The sequence below is a fragment of the Halorubrum aquaticum genome, assembly GCF_900113615.1.
In the GTDB taxonomy this organism is placed as follows: domain Archaea; phylum Halobacteriota; class Halobacteria; order Halobacteriales; family Haloferacaceae; genus Halorubrum; species Halorubrum aquaticum.
Genome location: NZ_FOPZ01000002.1, coordinates 187,310 through 205,730 on the forward strand (window position 1 = coordinate 187,310; position 18,421 = coordinate 205,730).

Annotated in this window: 22 protein-coding genes; 12 read left to right on the forward strand and 10 right to left on the reverse strand. The window is 68.4% G+C overall.

Annotated features, from left to right (window positions below; translation table 11 throughout):
* Positions 1–14: 14 nt before the first annotated feature.
* Positions 15–566, reverse strand: coding sequence for a hypothetical protein (locus F3H10_RS02990; protein ID WP_149783355.1), 552 nt, complete (start codon positions 564–566; stop codon positions 15–17).
* 227 nt (positions 567–793) lie between these two features.
* Here F3H10_RS02990 and F3H10_RS02995 point away from each other — a divergent pair, with 227 nt between their 5' ends.
* The 3 genes from F3H10_RS02995 (at position 794) to asd (ending at position 2,795) form a co-directional block, all read left to right on the forward strand.
* Entirely contained in the window at positions 794–1,075 is a 282-nt protein-coding gene (locus F3H10_RS02995; protein WP_149783356.1) for a DUF433 domain-containing protein, read from the forward strand.
* Positions 1,075–1,416, forward strand: coding sequence for a DUF5615 family PIN-like protein (locus F3H10_RS03000; protein ID WP_149783357.1), 342 nt, complete (start codon positions 1,075–1,077; stop codon positions 1,414–1,416). Before F3H10_RS02995 ends, F3H10_RS03000 begins: the two co-directional genes overlap by 1 nt.
* Before the next feature lie 335 nt (positions 1,417–1,751).
* Complete coding sequence (gene asd, locus F3H10_RS03005) at positions 1,752–2,795, forward strand: aspartate-semialdehyde dehydrogenase (protein ID WP_149783358.1); 1,044 nt, start codon at positions 1,752–1,754, stop codon at positions 2,793–2,795.
* Positions 2,796–2,817: 22 nt separating this feature from the next.
* Here asd and F3H10_RS03010 read toward each other — a convergent pair whose 3' ends face one another.
* Together F3H10_RS03010 and F3H10_RS03015 are read right to left on the reverse strand one after the other, a co-directional pair.
* On the reverse strand, positions 2,818–3,588 hold the full coding sequence (locus tag F3H10_RS03010; RefSeq protein WP_149783359.1) for an SDR family NAD(P)-dependent oxidoreductase: 771 nt from the start codon (positions 3,586–3,588) through the stop codon (positions 2,818–2,820).
* Positions 3,589–3,664: 76 nt separating this feature from the next.
* Positions 3,665–5,650 carry a 3-hydroxyacyl-CoA dehydrogenase/enoyl-CoA hydratase family protein gene (locus tag F3H10_RS03015; RefSeq protein ID WP_149783360.1) on the reverse strand — a complete coding sequence of 662 codons (1,986 nt, stop codon included), beginning with the start codon at positions 5,648–5,650 and terminating at the stop codon, positions 3,665–3,667.
* 165 nt (positions 5,651–5,815) lie between these two features.
* On the opposite strand from F3H10_RS03015, the gene F3H10_RS03020 reads away from it, so the two are divergent.
* A complete protein-coding gene (locus F3H10_RS03020; RefSeq protein ID WP_149783361.1) occupies positions 5,816–6,412 on the forward strand; it encodes a DNA-3-methyladenine glycosylase family protein in 597 nt (198 codons plus the stop codon).
* Positions 6,413–6,437: 25 nt separating this feature from the next.
* Here the strand turns inward: F3H10_RS03020 and F3H10_RS03025 are convergent, their stop codons facing one another.
* Both F3H10_RS03025 and F3H10_RS03030 read right to left on the reverse strand, forming a co-directional pair.
* Positions 6,438–6,851: a Rieske (2Fe-2S) protein gene (locus F3H10_RS03025; RefSeq protein ID WP_149783362.1), complete on the reverse strand. Its 414-nt coding sequence runs from the start codon at positions 6,849–6,851 to the stop codon at positions 6,438–6,440.
* Between the two features lie 9 nt (positions 6,852–6,860).
* A complete protein-coding gene (locus tag F3H10_RS03030; protein ID WP_188127851.1) occupies positions 6,861–8,213 on the reverse strand; it encodes a putative ATP-dependent zinc protease in 1,353 nt (450 codons plus the stop codon).
* A gap of 133 nt (positions 8,214–8,346) precedes the next feature.
* Here F3H10_RS03030 and F3H10_RS03035 point away from each other — a divergent pair, with 133 nt between their 5' ends.
* On the forward strand, positions 8,347–9,372 hold the full coding sequence (locus tag F3H10_RS03035) for a succinylglutamate desuccinylase/aspartoacylase family protein (protein WP_149783363.1): 1,026 nt from the start codon (positions 8,347–8,349) through the stop codon (positions 9,370–9,372).
* Between the two features lie 135 nt (positions 9,373–9,507).
* Positions 9,508–10,242, forward strand: coding sequence for a hypothetical protein (locus F3H10_RS03040; protein WP_188127852.1), 735 nt, complete (start codon positions 9,508–9,510; stop codon positions 10,240–10,242).
* A 30-nt stretch (positions 10,243–10,272) separates the two neighbouring features.
* Here F3H10_RS03040 and F3H10_RS03045 read toward each other — a convergent pair whose 3' ends face one another.
* On the reverse strand, positions 10,273–10,749 hold the full coding sequence (locus F3H10_RS03045) for a hypothetical protein (protein WP_149783364.1): 477 nt from the start codon (positions 10,747–10,749) through the stop codon (positions 10,273–10,275).
* 120 nt (positions 10,750–10,869) lie between these two features.
* On the opposite strand from F3H10_RS03045, the gene F3H10_RS03050 reads away from it, so the two are divergent.
* Positions 10,870–11,721, forward strand: coding sequence for a TatD family hydrolase (locus F3H10_RS03050; protein WP_149783365.1), 852 nt, complete (start codon positions 10,870–10,872; stop codon positions 11,719–11,721).
* Between the two features lie 94 nt (positions 11,722–11,815).
* Entirely contained in the window at positions 11,816–12,067 is a 252-nt protein-coding gene (locus F3H10_RS03055) for a SelT/SelW/SelH family protein (RefSeq protein WP_149783366.1), read from the forward strand.
* Between the two features lie 55 nt (positions 12,068–12,122).
* On the opposite strand, the gene speB is transcribed toward F3H10_RS03055, so the two are convergent.
* The 4 genes from speB to F3H10_RS03075 all read right to left on the reverse strand — a co-directional run bounded on the left by speB (position 12,123) and on the right by F3H10_RS03075 (position 14,920).
* Positions 12,123–12,947, reverse strand: a complete 825-nt coding sequence (speB, locus tag F3H10_RS03060; RefSeq protein WP_149783367.1) for an agmatinase — start codon at positions 12,945–12,947, stop codon at positions 12,123–12,125.
* Between the two features lie 7 nt (positions 12,948–12,954).
* Complete coding sequence (locus F3H10_RS03065) at positions 12,955–13,332, reverse strand: translation initiation factor IF-5A (RefSeq protein ID WP_149783368.1); 378 nt, start codon at positions 13,330–13,332, stop codon at positions 12,955–12,957.
* Between the two features lie 144 nt (positions 13,333–13,476).
* A complete protein-coding gene (locus F3H10_RS03070) occupies positions 13,477–13,746 on the reverse strand; it encodes a hypothetical protein (protein ID WP_149783369.1) in 270 nt (89 codons plus the stop codon).
* Between the two features lies 1 nt (position 13,747).
* Complete coding sequence (locus F3H10_RS03075; RefSeq protein ID WP_149783370.1) at positions 13,748–14,920, reverse strand: aminotransferase class I/II-fold pyridoxal phosphate-dependent enzyme; 1,173 nt, start codon at positions 14,918–14,920, stop codon at positions 13,748–13,750.
* Between the two features lie 205 nt (positions 14,921–15,125).
* Between F3H10_RS03075 and thyA the strand changes: the two genes are divergently transcribed.
* The 4 genes from thyA to psmA all read left to right on the forward strand — a co-directional run bounded on the left by thyA (position 15,126) and on the right by psmA (position 18,402).
* Positions 15,126–16,154: a thymidylate synthase gene (gene thyA, locus F3H10_RS03080; protein WP_149783371.1), complete on the forward strand. Its 1,029-nt coding sequence runs from the start codon at positions 15,126–15,128 to the stop codon at positions 16,152–16,154.
* Positions 16,154–16,684 (forward strand): dihydrofolate reductase, encoded by a 531-nt coding sequence (locus tag F3H10_RS03085; protein WP_149783372.1) that lies wholly within the window; start codon positions 16,154–16,156, stop codon positions 16,682–16,684. Before thyA ends, F3H10_RS03085 begins: the two co-directional genes overlap by 1 nt.
* Before the next feature lie 58 nt (positions 16,685–16,742).
* Complete coding sequence (locus tag F3H10_RS03090) at positions 16,743–17,501, forward strand: competence/damage-inducible protein A (RefSeq protein ID WP_149783373.1); 759 nt, start codon at positions 16,743–16,745, stop codon at positions 17,499–17,501.
* Positions 17,502–17,610: 109 nt separating this feature from the next.
* Entirely contained in the window at positions 17,611–18,402 is a 792-nt protein-coding gene (psmA, locus tag F3H10_RS03095) for an archaeal proteasome endopeptidase complex subunit alpha (RefSeq protein ID WP_149783374.1), read from the forward strand.
* The last annotated feature ends 19 nt before the right edge of the window (positions 18,403–18,421 follow it).

Genomic DNA, 18,421 nt, shown 5'->3' on the forward strand with positions numbered 1-18,421 from the left:
ACGGATCCCTCGTCCTACCAGTAGACGGTGTACGTACACGTGTCGTCCCCGTGACGACGACACGCCTCCCCGGTCTCCTCGAGGAAGACGAAGGCGTCCACCGGGGCGTGCGCCTGAGCGACCCCGCGGACGAGCCCCCGGTCGAACGGACACGGATACGGGTTGTGACACGTGACCTCGCCGGTTCGGTCGTCCACGTGATCGAACCGATAGAAGCCGATGTCTCCGCCGCGGTGGTTCCGCCGGTAGGCGTCGTCGATCGACGCGAGCCCTTCCGGAACGGCGTCGGCGTCGCCGGGCCAATCGGCCACGTCCGGGAGCTGCTCGCCGAGACGGTCGAGCACGTGCGGCTGGAGGTCCTCCGCGATCGTTTCGAAGGCGTTCAGCCACGCCTGCTGGGGGTACCATTCGCCCGGCTCGGGGTCGACGATCCCCTCCTCGGCGAGCGCCGTCAACGCCCGGTCACGGTACGCCTCCGAGAACCGTCCCATCGCCTCCTCGACGATGGTGAGCACCGTCCGGCCGTTCACCTGTACGTCCCGGTCGAACGCCTCGTATGGCGCCATCGTTTCGACGCGTGTGGCGGCCGAGAGATAAAACCGACACATCGACCGCGCCGAATCGCCGATCGTGACGCGGTGTCGTCCCTTCTGGAATCACCGAATCGACTACCGACCCGAAGTGAACGCCCGCGACACTACCAGGCGAGTTTCTACTAATAGGCTCGGTGGAAGTGAAAACGGGATGAATTCCGGCCCAGACGTTCAAGTATAGTGGCTGCGTAGCGTACCGTATGAGCCAGGTGACGAGACGTATCGTACGGGAACTTCATGACGAACCGCATCTCGAAGGCAGACGGATTACCGTTCAGTTCATCAAAGAACGGATCGAAGAGCAGGAGCTCGACCCGAGAACGGTCGCCGATCGCCACGATCTAGACGTGGCTGATGTCTATCGAGCGCTCACGTACTACCACGACCATCCCGAAGAGATGCGTACGGTCGAACGCCGGCGGCAATCCGCGATCGAAGAACACGACCACCTGACGACAGATCCCGACGACGTGCGTGATTGATGGGGTATCGCATTCTCGCTGACGAAAACGTCGAGCAGGCGACGATCAATTATCTACGGAAACTCGGTCACGATGTCGAGTGGATCGGCGATGTGGCGGAACTCGATCTCGGCACCGACGATAGGTCGATCGCTGCGTACGGACGCGAGACGAACCGTCTCGTTCTCACCCAAGATGACGACTTCTTTACTCAGATCGACATCGAAGATACTGCTGGAATTCTCTTTCAGAAGGATCAGACGCTTTCGGCCCGAGAGGTAGGAGATGTCGTGTACGAACTCTCCGAGCATATCGACCAGTCCGACGTGACGCTCGAATACGTGAGTCGAAACTGGCTGTAAAACTGCCGTTGGGTGCTAATAGATACTTGAAATGTCGCCCGCGACACTAACGACCGGTCTCATCTCCGGCGGCGTGCCGCGTCGACCGGGAAACCCTCGTGGCGGGCGGTCGTCTGCGCGACGACGGGCGGGTCGCTTCCGCGACCGGATGTCACGTGCCTGGGTTCTCCGCGCGGTCATCGCTCCCAGTCGGGAGTACTCGGGCGGGGACTGAGGGCACGCGAGCGGTCGTAGACGACGAACGGTGTTAAACCGTCGGTCGTCGACCCGTGGAGTACCGCCTCGACGGGCGCGTATCCGAACGCACTTACGTGACTGTCTCTCACGGTCTTCCAATGTCTGTACGAGTCGGCATCCTCGGTGCGACCGGTGCGGTCGGTCAGCGATTCATCCAACTGCTCGATGGCCACCCGACCTTCGAACTGGCGGCGGTCACCGCGAGTCCCTCGAGTGCGGGGTCGACGTATCGCGAGGCCGCGAAGTGGCGCGTCGACACTCCGATCCCCGACGACGTCGCCGAGATGGAGGTCGTCGCGACCGACCCGGACGCGATCGCCGACGCCGACGTCGACCTGCTCTTCTCCTCGCTTCCCTCGTCCGTCGCCGCCGAGGTCGAGCCGCCGTTCCTCGAGGCGGGGTACGTCGTCTCCTCGAACTCGTCGAACGACCGGATGGCGGCGGACGTGCCCCTGACTATCCCCGAGATCAACCCGGACCACCTCGGGCTGATCGACGTCCAGCGCGACGAGCGCGGCTGGGACGGCGCGTTAGTGAAGAACCCGAACTGCTCGACGATCACGATGGTGCCCACCCTCGCGGCGCTCGACGAGTTCGGACTCGAGACGGTCCACGTCTCCACGCTTCAGGCGGTCTCCGGGGCGGGCTACTCCGGCGTCACGTCGATGGAGATCCTCGACAACGCCATCCCGCACATCGGCGGCGAGGAGGACAAGATGGAGACGGAGTCGCGCAAACTGCTCGGTTCCTTCGACGGCGCGGAGCTGGCCCTCCACGACGCCGACGTGGCCGCCTCCTGTAACCGGATCCCGACGCTCGACGGCCACCTCGAGAACGTGTTCGCCGAGTTGGCGGACGACCCCGACCCGGCGGCGGTCCGTGAGGCCATGCGCGCGTTCGAGAGCGCGGACCTCCCGAGCTCGCCCGATCCGCTCATCAAAGTGTTCGGTCCCGACGAGCCGGACCGTCCGCAACCCCGGCTCGACCGCACGTACGCCGGCGGGATGGGGATCGTCGCCGGCGGCGTCGAGGCGACGACCAACGGGATCCAATACAACTGCCTCGCGCACAACACGATCCGCGGCGCGGCCGGCGCGTCGATCCTGAACGGCGAGCTGCTCGTCGAGGAAGGCTACGTCTAGGGGGCGCGTCCGAACGGGACGCTCAATCCGCCGCCTGCCCGCCGTCGACCGGGATCGTGACGCCGGTAACGTAGGAGGCGTCCGCCGAACAGAGGAACGCGACCACGCCCGCCATCTCCTCCGGATCCGCGCTCCGGCCCATCGGCACCTCGCTCATCGTCGAGGTGTCGAAGGGCAGGGTGGACGGGTCGACGCCGCCCCGCACGTTCTCGGCGATGTTCGTGTCGGTCGGTCCCGGCGCGATGGCGTTGACCCGGATCCCGCGGTTCGCGTACTCGAGCGCGACCGTCTTCGTCAGTCCGACCACGCCGTGTTTGCTCGCCGAGTAGCTGGCGAGCCCGCCCATCCCGACGAGCCCGGCCTCCGAGGCCACGTTGACGACGACGCCGTCTCCTTGGGCCTCCATCACGTCGAGTTCGGCCTTCAGACACGCCCAGATCCCCTTGAGGTTGACGTCCATCAGCGTGTCCCACTGCTCCTCCGTGACGTCCGTGACCTCGGCGAACCCGGTGAGGATCCCCGCGTTGTTGACCGCGAGGTCGAGGCCCCCGTACGTCTCGACGGCGACGTCGACCATGCGTTCGACCGACTCGGCGTCGGACACGTCGACCTCGACGAACGTCGCGTTCCCGCCGTCGGCCTCGATCGATTCGACCGTCTCGGTTCCGGTCTCCTCGACGACGTCCGCGACGACGACGTCGGCACCCTCCTCCGCGAGACGGAGGGCCGTCGCGCGCCCGATCCCGGACCCTGCTCCCGTGACGACCGCCGTGTTGCCGTCCACTCCGTTCATGTTCGATCGACGATGGAGTGTCAATCGGAATATATCTATGGCCTTCGGCAGTCGAACCGTTCGGACGGGCCCGAGTTCACTTCCCCTCGAACTCCGGCTCCTCGTCGCTCATGAACGCCGTGATCCCCTCCATGAGGTCGTCGGTGTTCATCGCGTGGCCGAACGCCTGCGACTCGGCCTCGAGGCCGGCCTCGCCGTCGTCCCGCCCGGCGTGGATGACCCGTTTGGTGTACTTCTGGGCGACCGGCGGGCCGGCGGCGAGCTCCGCCGCGAGTTCCCACGCGCGGTCGGTCAGCGCGTCGTTCTCGACGACCTCGTTGACGAAGCCGTACTCGTACATCGTCTCGGCGTCGTAGCGGTCGGCGGTGAAGATTATCTCCTTCGCGCGCCCCTCGCCGACGATCCGTGCGAGCCGCTGGGTCCCGCCCCATCCCGGGATCAGCCCGAGGTCGTGTTCGGGCTGGCCGAGTTCGGAGCGCTCGGAGGCGACGCGGAGGTCGGCCGCGGTCGCGAGCTCCATCCCGCCGCCGAGACAGTAGCCGTCGATCCCGGCGACGACCGGCTTGTCCGACTCCTCCATCTTCCCGAAGGTCCGCTGTCCCGTCCGGGAGAGCTCGACGCCCTCGAGCGGGTCCACGCCGCTCGCGGCCATGCTCTGGAAGTCGGCCCCCGCCGAGAAGGCCCGGTCGCCCGCGCCGGTCACCAGGATCGCCCGCACCTCGTCGTCGGCGTCGAGCCGGTCGATCGCCGACTCGAACTCCGCGAGCAGCTCGTGGCTTATCGTGTTCATCCGGTGGGGGCGGTCGATCTCGACGTGGCCGATCCGCTCCTCGACGGTGACGGCGAGCGTGTCGTAGTCGGCGAGCGGATCGTCGTCTCCCCCGCCCGTCGCTCCGTCGCTCCCGTGGAACCCGCCCGCGTCGGCGGCCTCGCGCAGGTAGTCGGTCGCCCGATACCGTTCCTCGTCGGTCTCCTCGTGGAGGTCGTCGAGGGTCTCGACGAGCACGTCGAGTCCCTCGTCGTCGGCGAGTTTCGCCGGACCGTCGGGGAAGCCGGCTCCGAGGGTCACCGCCCGGTCTATCGCCTCGGCGTCGGCCACGTCGTTGCCGATCAGTCCCGCGACCTCGTTGGCCATCACGGCGAGCAGCCGCCGTCGAACGTCCTCGTCGCCCTCGCCGGTGGGGATCTCGGCGCCGCCGTCCTCGTAGTCGTAAAAGCCCGAGCCGGTCTTCTTCCCGAGGGTCTCGTTCTCGACCTTCTCGACGAGCAGCGGGCAGGGCCGGTACGCCTCGCCGAGCACCTCGTGCATGTACTCGAGGACGTGATAGCCCACGTCGATCCCGACCTGGTCGGCGAGTTCGAACGAACCCATCGGGAGGCCCATGTCGTACTTCGTCGTGGAGTCGACCGTCTCGATCGTCGCGTCGCCGGACTCGACGATCCACGCCGCCTCGTTCATCAGCGGCACGAGGACGCGGTTGACGATGAACCCCGGGCTGTCCTTGCGGACGCGCACGGGCGTCTTGCCCATCTCCTCGGCGAGCCCTTCGATCAGCTCGAGAGTGTCCTCGTCGGTGTGGGCCCCGGAGATGACCTCGACGAGCTGCATCCTGACCGGCGGGTTGAAGAAGTGCATCCCGCAGAAGCGCTCGGGCCGGTCGGTGACCTCCGAGAGTTCGGTGATCGAGAGACTGGAGGTGTTCGTGACGAGGACGGCCTCCTGGGGGGCGTGTTCGACCACCTCGTCGTACACGTCCTTCTTGATGGCCATCCTCTCGGGGACGACCTCGATCACCACGTCGGCGTCCGCGAGCGAGTCCGCGAGGTCGACGAACGTCTCGACGCGGTCGAGCGCGGCCTCCGCCTCCTCGTCGTCGATACGGTCCTTCTCGGCGAGCTTGCCGAGCGACCACTCGATCTGCTCGTAGCCGTCCCGGACGAACTCCTCCTCGATGTCGCGGAGCGCGACCTCGTAGCCGGCGAGCGCGGCGACCTCGGCGATGCCGTGTCCCATGTTTCCGGCCCCGAGTACCGCGATCCGCTGAACGTCTTCGAGTCGCATACGGGAGGGTCGCAAGCGCTCCGGTTCAACGTTTCCATTTCCCAAACGAAAAACTCACTGTAAGTTTGTTTGGTGGACCGAGCCGACGCCGCCCGCGGCTCCCGGCCCTCGATCACCGGTCGCGACCGGAAACGTACACGTGTCTCCGCGCCCAACGGCGGAACGATGGACGACCGGATCGCGGCGACCTTACGCGAGGACCCGACGATGGCGGCGCTCGTCGACCGCCACGGTCGGCTCGCGATCGAGCCCGCGGACGACGAGTTCGCGCGCCTCTGTACCTCGATCGTGAACCAACAGCTCTCGACCGCCTCCGCGGCGGCCATCCACGAGCGGTTCCTCGGCGTCCTCGGCGGCGACCCGACCCCCGACCGCGTGCTGGCCGCCGCCGAGGACGACCTGCGCGAGGCGGGCCTCAGTCGCACGAAAGTCGAGTACCTTCGTTCGGCCGCGGAGGCGTTCCGCGACGGCGAGCGCGATCTGACTCGGGTGGGACTCGCCGACGTCGACGACGACGCGGTCGTCGACCTGCTCACCGAGATCCGCGGCGTCGGCGAGTGGACCGCGCGGATGTACCTCATCTTCGCGCTCGGCCGCGAGGACGTGCTGCCGCTCGGCGACCTCGCGGTGCGGAAGGGGATCGAGCGGGTGTACAACGACGGCGAGGAGCTGACTCGGGGGGAGATGCGCGAGATCGCCGAGGCGTGGCGGCCCTACCGAAGCTACGGGACGCGGTACGTCTGGGCCGAGTACGAGTCCTGAAGGCGGGTCGCCTCGGGCATCCCGCTCAAAGCGAGAGGTGCGACGTCGACCCCGGCTCGTCGTCGTCGACACCGCCCTCGTGGAGGAACGTGTAGCGATCGTCGGCCAGGTGGACCGTGCCGTCCTCCACCGCGAGTTCGACGCCCGGGAGCGTCGTCCCGGCCGCCGGGCCGTCCTCACACGCCCCGGAGCAGGCGTCGAAGTGCGAGCCGTGTCGCGGACAGACGATCGCGTCGTCCCGCATCGCCGCGCCGTCGCCGGTGTCGAGCCGCTGGCTCTCGTGCGGGCAGGTGTTGCTCCACGCGCGCACCCCCGGTTCCTCCGCACAGCGGACGAGGATCAGCTCCGTCTCGTTCGTGAACGGGTCCTCGGCGGTGAAGCGGTACGACCCGTTCTCGGGGACCGCCTCGAGATCGACGATCCGCGTCTCGTCGGACATCCGCTTTCGCTACTCCTCTTCCAGTATCTCGCCGCTCTCCCCGCGCTCCGTCTCGTCCGTGTCCGCGCGTTTCCGGACGTTGACGCGGTAGTCCGTGAGGATGTCGCGGCCGAGAAGCAGCGGGTACTCCATGTGCCCGCGGTCCTCGACGCTCGCGGTGACGGTGTGTTGGTTGCCGCCGATGCCGATCACGAGGTCGACGACGGGGCGAGCCTTCCCGCCCTTCACGCTGCCGGATTTCACCCGCGTCATGCTCTTTATCGGTCCGGCACCGATCTCCGCGGCCAACTGGGTGTCGATGCTGGTCCGGGTCGCACCCGTGTCCGACTTCGCGAACGCCTGGACCGACCCGGAGGTGCCGGTTGCGACGACCTCCTCGATGTAGCCGATGACGGGCTGTTCCGACGGACGTGTCTTCGGCTTCGGCGCACACGAGGGACGGGAGTCGTCGAGCGTGCCCGCGATCCGTTCTACGTCGTCGTCGTCGACCTCGCCGTCGACCGTCTCGATCGCGAGCTTGGCGATGTGCGGGGCGGGGCTCGTGCCGGTCGCCTCGAAGAGGCCCTTGAACCCGGCCGTCGGGTTGACCTCGAGGACGTACCAGCCGTCGTACCCCTCGACGAGGTCGACGCCGGCGTAGTCGAGGTCCATCACTTCCGCGGCGTACAGCGCGGTGTCGGCGGCCTCATCGGGCATGTCGTCGGTGGCGTCCTCGACTGCGCCGCCAAGCGCGACGTTGGTCCGCCAGTCGCCCTCCGGCGCGTAGCGGTACATCGATCCCACGATCTCGTCGCCGACGATGTACACCCGCAGGTCCCGATGCTTCTCGTCGTCGCGGTCGATGAGCTGCTGGAGGAACGCCTGGCGGTTGCCCACCTTCGGGTTCACCCGTTCGGTGAGGTCGACCTTCCAGGTGCCGCCGCCGTGAGTGCCGATCGCGGTCTTGTAGACGCCCACCTCGCCGAAGCGCTCGCGGTCCTCGTTGAGCCGGTCGTTCGAGAGCGCGAGCAGGGCGTCGGGCACGCGGATGTTCCAGTCGGCGAGCGTCGCCGCGGTGGCGAACTTGTGGATCGACGCGAGCACCGCGTTCGGCTCGTTCAGCATCGGGCGGATCCGCTCGAACGTCGCGGCGAGCCCGAGCAGCTCCGCGGGCTGGTCGGTGTTCGAGAGAAGCAGGCGGTTCGCGATGACGTCGACGTCGGGCTCCACCGACACGTCGCCGTCCTCGACGCTTATCGCGGCGTTCTCCTCGCGGAGCCACACCGGCTCGTGACCGAGGTCCTCGACCGCGTTACAGATCGCCTTCGTCTCCTTGCTGTTGTGTAACGACAACACCCCAACCCGTACCGGATCCGTGGTCATGCAAGGGAGTGTGACGGCCGGGATGAAAACTGGTCCGATCGTTTCACATGCCTGAGAGCTGTCTGACACGTCCTCGCGTCGCCCGGCCAGCGCGTGCGTCACGTATATACCCGGCCCCCGGTTCGCGTGTGACATGGGAAACGACCGGGCGTTCACGTACAACGGCGGCGCGGTCCCGCCCGGCGAGACGCAGAACATCCGTTACGGGATAAGCGAGACGTACCTCGGCGATCCCGTTCGCATCCCGGTGACGATCGTCAACGGCGAACGCGACGGTCCGACCGTCTTCCTCACGGCGGCCGCCCACGGCGACGAGCTCAACGGGATCGAGGTCGTCCGCGAGGTCGCCCACGAGTGGGACCTCTCCGACCTCCGTGGAACGCTGGTCTGTCTGCCCGTACTCAACGTCCCCGGGTTCCTCGCCCAACAGCGGTACCTTCCCGTCTACGACCGCGACCTGAACCGGTCGTTCCCCGGAAAGCCGGGCTCCACGAGCTCGAAGCGGATGGCCCATCGGATCTACGCGAACTTCATCGAGCCGTGCGACTTCGGCATCGACTTTCACACCTCGACGCGGGGCCGGACGAACATGCTTCACGCCCGCGGCGACATGACCGACGAGGGCGTCTATCGCCTCGCGATGGCGTTCGGCTCGAGCGTGATCATCGACAGCGACGGGCCGAGCGGAACCCTTCGCGGGGAGGCGACCGCGGACGGGGTCCCGACGATAACGGTCGAGATGGGCGAGGCACACCGGTTCCAGCGGCGGCTCATCGACGACGCGCTCGCGGGGGTCAGGTCGGCGTTCGCGGAGTACGGAATGCTCGAGACCGAGTCGGTCCGCTGGCCCGGCTGGCGCACGATCGTCGCGGGATCCGGCGAGAAGACGTGGCTCCGGGCCGACTCGGGCGGGATCGTCGACACCCACTACGAGAGCGGATCGCTGGTTCAGGAGGGCGAGCGGATCGCGACGATCACCAACCCGTTCAAGGAGGACGCGGTCGGCGTGAAAGCGCCCTTCACCGGCCTGCTGATCGGCGTCCTCGAGAACCCGGTCGTCTATCCGGGGAACCCGCTCTGTCACTTGGTCGAGGTCGACGAGGCGACCGAACGCGTCCTCGAGTCCGAGACCGCGGCCTCCGGGACCGGATCGCGCTGACCGTCGAGTTCGTCGGTCGTCGGCTCGTCCCACCCGGGCAGTCCCGACGAAACGATCGGTATTACCCGCTGGACCGCGAAGGGACACGCGAAACGTAATGACCGGACCCATCGAACGGCTCGGAGGGGGGAAGCGGTGAACCCCAACCGGGTCGATTTCGTCGTCGATCTGGCGTACGGGCTCATGATATTCGTCGCCGTCGTCCTCTTCTCGGTCGTCGGCAACCAGGTCGGGATCGCCTTCGGGCTCGGCGTACTCATCTCGTACGCCATCCACGTCTTCTGGAAGATGGCCCGGTTCGACCCCGAGTGGATGACTCAGGAGGTCACGGAGAACGTCGAGGAGACGCTGAAGACCGAGGTCGACGCGGTCATCGAGCGCCTCGAGGAGGTGAACGACCGCGTGGACCGCCGCCCCCGCGCCGACGAGGTCGAGGAGGCGGTCGACGAGAGCGTCGGAAAGGTCTCTGAGGACGTCGAGCGCACCGTCGAGGAGAAGGTCGGCGAGGTGACGAAGGACGTCGAGGAGACCGTCGAGAAGGTCTCGGAGGACGTCGAGAAGACCGTCGAGGAGACGGTGGAGGGAACCGTGGAGGAGACCGTCGAGAAGACCGTCGAGGAGCAGGTCGGCGAAACCGTCGAGGAAACGGTTGAGGAGACCGTCGAGGAAACGGTGGAAGAGACGGTGGAGGAGACGGTCGGTGAGACGGTGGAGGAAACGGTAGAAGAGACGGTCGAGGAGACCGTCGAGAAGCGGATCGACGAGGTCGTCGACGAGGACGTCGTGGAGGGTGAGAACAGCAAGGACGACGAGGCCGACGGGAACGACGAGGCCGACGGGAACGACGAGAAGAAAGGCGACGGCGAGTAGAACCGAGGGCTCCGTTTCCGTCGTCCCCGATCAGTTCCGGTCGCGGACGCCGACCGCGACCGCCGCGACGACCGAGAGGAATCCGACGAGGAAGCCGACCGGCTGAACCAACAGCCGCTGGAGGACGACCTCGCGCGGCTCGCGCTCGACCGATCTGGTCCAGAACTCGTACCGCGTGCCGTCGTGAGCGACGACGATCAACCCGTCCCCGAGCGTGGGGCCCGTCGGGTACGACAACGACTCGGCCCGCTCGTCGGGGTCCTCCACCGTGAACCCGCCGTCGGGCGACTCGAGTGCCCGATCGAAGGCGTCGCGGGCGTCGGCGTCGAGTTCGTCGCGGTCGACCACGTCGCCCTCCGCGTACGGCGGGGTCTCGGGTCCGACCGGCTGGACCGCGTGGGCGTACGCGGTCGTCGGCTCCGCGATCGGTACGGGCAGGTACAGCGGGTTCGCCATCAACAGTCCGCCGAGCGCGAGGAGGACCGCGACGGAGACGTGCCGGGACATGGAACCGCTATCGCCGGGGCGCGATAAGAGGGTTTCCGCCGCGAGGCCGAGGACCGATCGGGATCGTGGGAACCGTCACGGCACGGAACGCCTATCCGATCCGGGCCCGCGATCCGAGACGTGACCGACGACCTCGACACGCCGGTGCTCGATAACCACCTCCACCTCGACCCCCGGCACGGCCGCGGCATCGACGCCGTCGACGACTTCGTTCGCCTCGGCGGCACCCACCTCCTCGTCGTCAACAAGCCGTCGTGGCTCCTCGGCGTGGAGGTCGAGGAGCCGGACGACTTCCGGGCGGTCTTCGAGGAGACGATCGACGCCGTCGACGACGCGACCGAGGCGCTGCCCGGCCGCGCGTGGCCCGTTCTCGGCGTCCACCCCGGACTCGTGAGTCGGCTCGTCGACGACCGAGGGTTCACGCCCGCGGAGGCGCGCGATCTGATGTGCGGCGGGATCGACGCCGCGAGCGAGTTCGTCGACGCCGGCCGCGCGCTGGCGCTCAAATCGGGGCGGCCCCACTACGACGTGAGCGACGCGGTGTGGGAGGCCTCGAACGCGGTGACTCGCCACGCGTTCGAGCGGGCCGCGGCGGTCGACTGCGCGGTCCAGCTTCACACCGAGGCGATCGAGGACCTCACCGACCTCGCGGCCGTCGCCGAGGACGTCGGACTCGACCCGGGCAGGGTGGTGAAACACTACGCCGCCGGGCGGCTCGCGGGACCCGTTCCGAGCGTGATGAGCGAGAAGGACCGGCTCGAGCGTGCCGCGGAGTCGGGCGAACCGTTCCTGATGGAGACGGATTTCGTCGACGACCCCGACAGGCCGGGGATGGTCCTCGGTCCGAAGACCGTCCCGCGGCGGGTCCGGTGGATGCTCGAGTCGGGATACGAGGACGCCGTCCGCCGCGCGCACGTCGAGACGCCCGCCGCGGTGTACGGGATCGACACCGAGGCGACGCTGGAGACGTGAGCGAGACGGACGCGAGGCGCGGCTCGGATCCGTGAACCCCGCAATCGCTGCCCGGAAACAGTAGTTATTAATCGTGTAGTTCGTATCGGGGGGTATGGCCGAGATAGCCATCGAGTACGCCTCCGGGAACCGCCTCCGTTCGGAGGCCGAGACGGCCCGACGCCTGATCGACGCCTACCTCGGAGACCGTCCCGACGTCGACGACGTGACCCTCTCGCCGTCGACGGAGTCGGTGTTCTGCGTCAGCGTCGAGGGCGACCGGATCTGGTGTACCGACCCCCGCGAGTGGATCGACTCGATGGAGGCGGTATCCGCCGCCCGCAGTCGGCTCTCCGAGCTCCACTGAGCACGGGGAACGACGCGAACCGCGCCGACCCGCGGGACGGTCGACGCGTGGCGTCTCACGTCGACGAGCCGGCGGCGTGTGCGTGGACGAACTCTCGAAGCAGTTTCCCTCCGAGTGCCGCCGCCTGGCCGTCGTCGCGGTCGTTCACCTCGACGATATCGAAGCCGTCGGCGTGCGGCGCGACCGCGCGCACGAGGTCGCGTACCTCGCGCGGGTGGAGTCCGAACGGCTCCATGGTCCCCGTGCCGGGCGCGAATCCCGGGTCGACCCCGTCGACGTCGACCGAGAGGTACGTCGACCCGTCGGCGAACTCGTCGGGATCGAGGTCGTCGACCCACTCGCGGGCGTCCTCGGGCGCGACGACCGTCACGTCGCTCTCGGCGGCGCGGTCCCACTCCTCCGGGGAGCCGGTGCGCGCGCCGACGACCACCGCGCGGTCGACGACGTCGAGCGCGTGACGGGTGACGCAGGCGTGGTTCCACGGGTTCCCGGCGTACTCCGCACGGAGGTCGAGGTGTGCGTCGACGACGACGAGGGTCTCCGGCGAGACGGCCTCGACGCCGGCGTAGGTGACGGTGTGTTCCCCGCCGATCGCGAGCGGGACCGCGCCGTCGAGGACGACGCTCCGGAGTTCGGCGGCGAGGTGGTCGAGGTACTCGCGCGTGTCGTCCCAGGGGGTGACGTCGCCCGCGTCGTGGACGCCGAGCGCGGAGAAGTGGCCGTCCGTTCTGTCGTCGTAGTCGTCGTACGATTCGGAGAATCGCCGGATCCGGTCGGGTCCGAACCGGGTTCCGGGCTGGAACGTGGTCGTGGCGTCGAGGGGAGCGCCGACGACCACGTACGATGCCGCGTCGCGGTCGGCGGTCGCTCCGGGAAACATGCCTCGATTACCCGACGACCTTGCGCTGGCCCTCGTACTCGAGGTACTCGATGGTGTCGTCCGAGGAGAAGTCCTCGCCATCGGGGATCCGCATCGTGAACGTCTCGTAGGTGTCGAGGTCCATGACTTGGGCGTCGTCGCCGGAGACGGAGACGACCTGGCCCTGTTTCCGCTGGATGATCGGCACCCACACCTTCGCGTCGACCGGCTGCGAGAGCGAGCGCTTCTTCTCGTCGAAGACGCCCTTCCCCTCGACGCGGGCCTTCGCGCTCCCGTGTTTCCCGGGTTTAGCGGTGCTGTAGTGGTTGATCTTACAGGGGGAACTATCCATCATCACGTAGCTCCCCTCCTGGAGTTCTCGGACCTGCTTCTGCTCTCGCGGCATACACCGGCTTACCCCCGGCGCGGGTATAAACGGTTTGGAACGCCGTCGCTGCGGCGCGAAACGTCGTCGTCGCGCGTTCGATCGCTCACCACACGCGTTCGACGCTCGTCCTCGTGCCTTCGACGACCACGCCGTCCCCGTCCGCTACGGGTGGAACTCGTCGTCGTACTCCTCCTCGTCGTCCTCGTCCGGCGGGACGAGCCGGCCGGTGAGGAGGTAGCTGACGACGAACAGCGCGATGAAGCCCACGCCGACGGCGGCGGTCGTCCGCACCACGAACGGGAAGTCGATCCAGAGGAAGTACCGGTCGGCGATCGCGATGGCGACGATCGCGACCAGGATCGCCTTCTGTTCGTCGGTCGGGTCCCGGACGAGCCCGACGACGTCCTCCTTGAGATCGCCGACGAGCCCCATCTCAGCGGCTCCCTCCGTCAGGGACCGCGTCGTCGACGGTCTCCGCGTCCTCGGCCGTCTCCGTGCCGTCCTCTGCGTGTGCCTCGATGACGCCGCTCACCCGATCGAGTCCCTCCTCCAGTTCGTCGGTCGGGAGCCCGAACCCGATCCGGAAGCGGTCGGGGTACCCGAAGAGGTCGCCGGGCGCGAGCACGACGCCCGCCTCCTCGACGACGGTCCGGCAGAACTCCCGGGCGTCCTCGAACCCGTCGGGGATCGTCGGGAAACCGTTGACGCCGACGGGGTCGTACCACTCCAGACCGTGTCGGTCGACCCACTCGGCGACGCGCTGGCGGTGCTTCTCCGCCAGCTCGCGGTTCTCGGAGAGGATCCGCTCCTCGCGCCGGCCGAGCGCCTGCTCGGCGACGTGCTGGCCGAGGAGGCTCGGCGAGATGGTGGTGTAGTCCTTCCACTGCCAGGCGCGCTCGACCACCGGCTCGGGACCCGCGATCCAGCCGAAGCGCAGGCCGGCGAGGCCGTACGCCTTCGTGAGGCTCGTCGTCGAGATCCCGTGCGCGCCGAGGCTCGCCACCGGCTCGTGGGGGTCCGAGGAGAGCAGCCGGTACACCTCGTCACACAGCAGGTAGGCGTCGTTCTCGACGGCGAGGTCGTACACCGCGCGGATCCGATCCTCGTCGTGGTAGCGGCCGGACGGGTTGTTCGGGTTGTTGACGACGATCACGGCGGTGTCCTCGCGGACCGCGTCCGCGACCGCGTCGGGATCCAGCTCCCACTCGGGCGGGGAGAGCTCGACGCGGGTGACCTCGCCGAACGCCTCGGGGACCGCGTGGAGCGCCTGGTAGGTCGGCGTGACGACGACCGCGTGGGAGCCCGAGCCGACCCCGTCGTCGCCGACCGGGTCGTCCGAGCCCACGAGCGCCAGGAACGTCAGGAAGTTCGCCTCCTGGGTGCCGCAGGTGAACAGCACCTCGTCGGCGCTCCGGCCGTACCGCTCGCCGACGCGGGCGCGGAACTCGGGGTCGCCGTTCGTCGGGATCACGTATCCCAACTCGCCGGGGTCGAGGTCGAACCGGTCCGCCTCGAGCGACCGGATCCCGCTCTCCGCCAGCATGACGTCCGCCTCGTGTTCGTACTTCGCGAACCAGCGTTCGAGCCCGAACGGATCGATGTCCATGCGGCCCACTCCGGGCGGCGTGAGGTTAGTTGCTGCGGTCGGGGTGGCGGCGTCGGTAACGGTACCCCCGTCGGCGACGAGCGTCGAAAAGGACGCAAGTTTATATCACAAGGCGCGTGGATTCGGACAGACCGGTCGTGGCGACGCCGGGATGCGTCCGATTCGTCGGGGGCTCGCCCCACGACAGCCACGACATCCACCCACGATGCAACAGTACCTCGACCTCGTCGACGACGCGCTCTCGACGGGCACGTACAAGCCGAACCGGACCGGCGTGGACACGATCGCGACGTTCAGCGCCGGGTACACCGTCGACCTCGCGGAGGGGTTCCCGCTTCTCACCACGAAGCGGATGGACGGCTACCGCTGGAACTCGCTCATCCACGAGGTGATCTGGTATCTCTCGGGCGAGGAGCACGTCAGGAACCTCCGCGAGGAGACGAAGATCTGGGACGCGTGGGCCGACGAGGAGGGACGCCTCGACACGGCCTACGGCCGGTTCTGGCGGCGGTACCCGGTTCCCGACGGGACCGACGCGCTCCCGGGCGAGACGTGGCCCGACGACGCACACCGCTGGGTGACCGTCGAGGAGACCGAGGACGGAACCGAACGACGCACCTTCGACCAGATAGCCTACGTGCTCGACACGCTCCGGGAGAACCCGCACTCCCGCCGGATGGTTGTGAACGCGTGGCACCCGGCCAACGCCGCGACCTCGACGCTGCCGCCGTGTCACTACACCTTCGTCGTCAACGTCCAGGGCGGGAAGCTCAACCTCCACCTCACCCAGCGGTCGGGCGACATCGCGCTCGGCGTCCCGTTCAACGTCGCGGCGTACGCGCTACTCGCGAACGCGATCGCACAGCGGACCGGCTTCGAGATCGGCGAGTTCGGCCACACGATCGTCGACGCGCACGTCTACTGCGGGCAGGGCGACCGCGGGGAGTGGTACGGCGAGAACCTCCATGCGCTCCAGGAGCGGCTCGCGGACGTCGAGACGAAGGCCGACTACCCCGACGTCAAGTCTTGGCTGGAGGGGGCCGCCCCCGCGGAGGCGGACGGCGATGAGGGATACGACCACGTGCCCGGCCTCCTCGAGCAGCTCTCGCGGGAGCCGCGCGAGCGCCCCCGGATCGAGATCGCCGACGTGCCGCTCGAGGAGTTGCGCTACGACGACGTCGAGGTCGTCGACTACGACTGCGCCGAGGGACTCTCGTTCGCGGTCGCCGAGTGATGACGGCGAAGGAACGCGACGCGTCGTTCGTCCTCGTCGCCGCCGTCGCCGAGAACGGCGTCATCGGCGCGGACGGCGGGATGCCGTGGCACTACCCGGCCGACCTCGCGCACTTCAAGCGGCTGACGACCGGCCATCCCGTGGTCCTCGGACGCGTCACCTACGAGAGCATCGCCGAGCGGATCGGCGGCCCGCTCCCGGACCGGACGAACGTCGTGTTGACGACGCGCGACCTCGACCTCCCGGAGGGAGCCGTCGTCGCGAACGGAGTGACGGAGGCGGCGGAGCGGGCGCGGTCGGCCGCGGCCGACCGCGGCGTCGACGAGGTCTACGTGATCGGGGGCGCGAGCGTGTACGAGGCGTTCCTTCCGCTCGCCGACCGGATGGTCCTCACCGAGATCCCGGAGTCTCCCGACGGCGACACGCGCTTTCCGGACTGGGATCCGACCGAATGGGAGGAGACCGACCGGGAGACGGACGGCGACCTCGCGTTCGTCACCTACGAGCGGGTCGGGGAGCAACGTAGCTGATCCGCGGGCGCGCCGGGACGGGCAACGCCTATGTCCCCGCCGACCCGAACGCGGGTAGATGGAAGTCGCGTTGATCACGGTCGGCGACGAGCTGCTCTCCGGCGACACGGTGAACACGAACGCCAACTGGCTCGCGGCGCGGCTGGCCGAGCGCGGCGTCACGGTGACCCGGATCCTCTCCGTCCCCGATGACCGGGAGACGATCGCCGAGCGGGTGGCGACCTACGGCGACGCCTTCGACCGGGTGGTCGTCACGGGCGGGATCGGCGGGACCCCCGACGACGTGACGATGGAGGCGGTCGCGGACGCGTTCGGGCGCGATCTCGCCGTCTCGGAGCTGACTCGCGCCGACGTCGAGGAGCGGCTCGCGGAGATCGCGACCCGGATCCCGGACCGGGACCTCGACGTTGACGTCGACGCGGAGGCCGCGCTTCCGGAGGGCAGCCGCCCGCTGTTGAACGGGGCGGGGCTCGCGCCCGGGTGCGTCCTCGAGAACGTCTACGTCCTCCCGGGGATCCCAGAGGAGCTGAAGGCGATGTTCGACTCGGTGGCCGACGAGTTCGCTGGCGAGCGTCGGTCGAAGTTCCTCTACACGGTCGAGCCCGAGGCGAACATCGTATCCGACCTCGAGGAAGTCATGGCACGGTACGACCTCACGGTCGGCTGTTATCCCGACCGGGAGGCCGGTCACAACCGGCTGAAGCTCGTCGGCACCGACGACGGGGAGCTGGCCGCCGGAAGCGACTGGCTGCTGTCGCGGATACACGCGAGCGAGACGCCCGTCTCGCGGGACTGGGGCGACGGGGGCGGGGAGTAGGGGACTCGGACGGGGACTCACCACGTACCGGTTAAGGAGGGTTTTTCAACCGGCCGGCGTAATAAAGGGTAATGAGTGAGCACGTCACCGCGCGAGCGGGTGAGAAGCGATGATGGGCGGCAACGACCAGCAGGCGTACGACCGCGGAACGTCGCTGTTCTCGCCCGACGGGCGCATCTATCAGGTCGAATACGCCCGCGAGGCGGTCTCGCGCGGCGCGCCGAGCCTCGGCGTTCGGACGGCCGAGGGGATCGTCTTCGTCGCGATGTCGCGGGCGAGTTCGACGCTGATGGAGGCCGAGAGCATCGAGAAGCTCCACAAGCTCGACGACCACCTCGGCACCGCGAGCGCGGGCCACGTCGCGGACGCGCGACAGCTCATCGACCTCGCGCGGCGGCAGGCGCAGGGCAATCGCCTCCGGTACGGCGAGCCGATCGGCGTCGAGACGCTGACGAAGTTCGTCACCGACCACATCCAGGAGAACACCCAGCGCGGCGGCACCCGGCCGTACGGCGCGGCGCTGCTCATCGGCGGGATCGAGAACGGCGAGCCGCGCCTGTTCGCGGCCGACCCCTCGGGAACGCCCAACGAGTGGAAGGCGACCGTCATCGGCGGCGGGAGACAGGACATCCAGGGCGTCCTCGAGGAGGAGTGGGAGGAGGACCTCTCGCTCGACGAGGGGGTCGAACTCGGCGTTCGCGCGCTCGCCGCCCACGAGGACGAGTTCGTCCCGGCCGACCTCGCGGTCGCCACGGTCACGGACGACGAGGGCTATCGCACCGTTCCCGAGCCCGAGGTGACCGAGGCGTTCGAGGCCGCGGGGATCACGGGAGACGAGGAGGACGACGCGGCGGACTCCGATGCGGCTGACGAGGACGACGCCGCCGACGACGAGGAGTAACCCGAGCGCGCGACCTTCA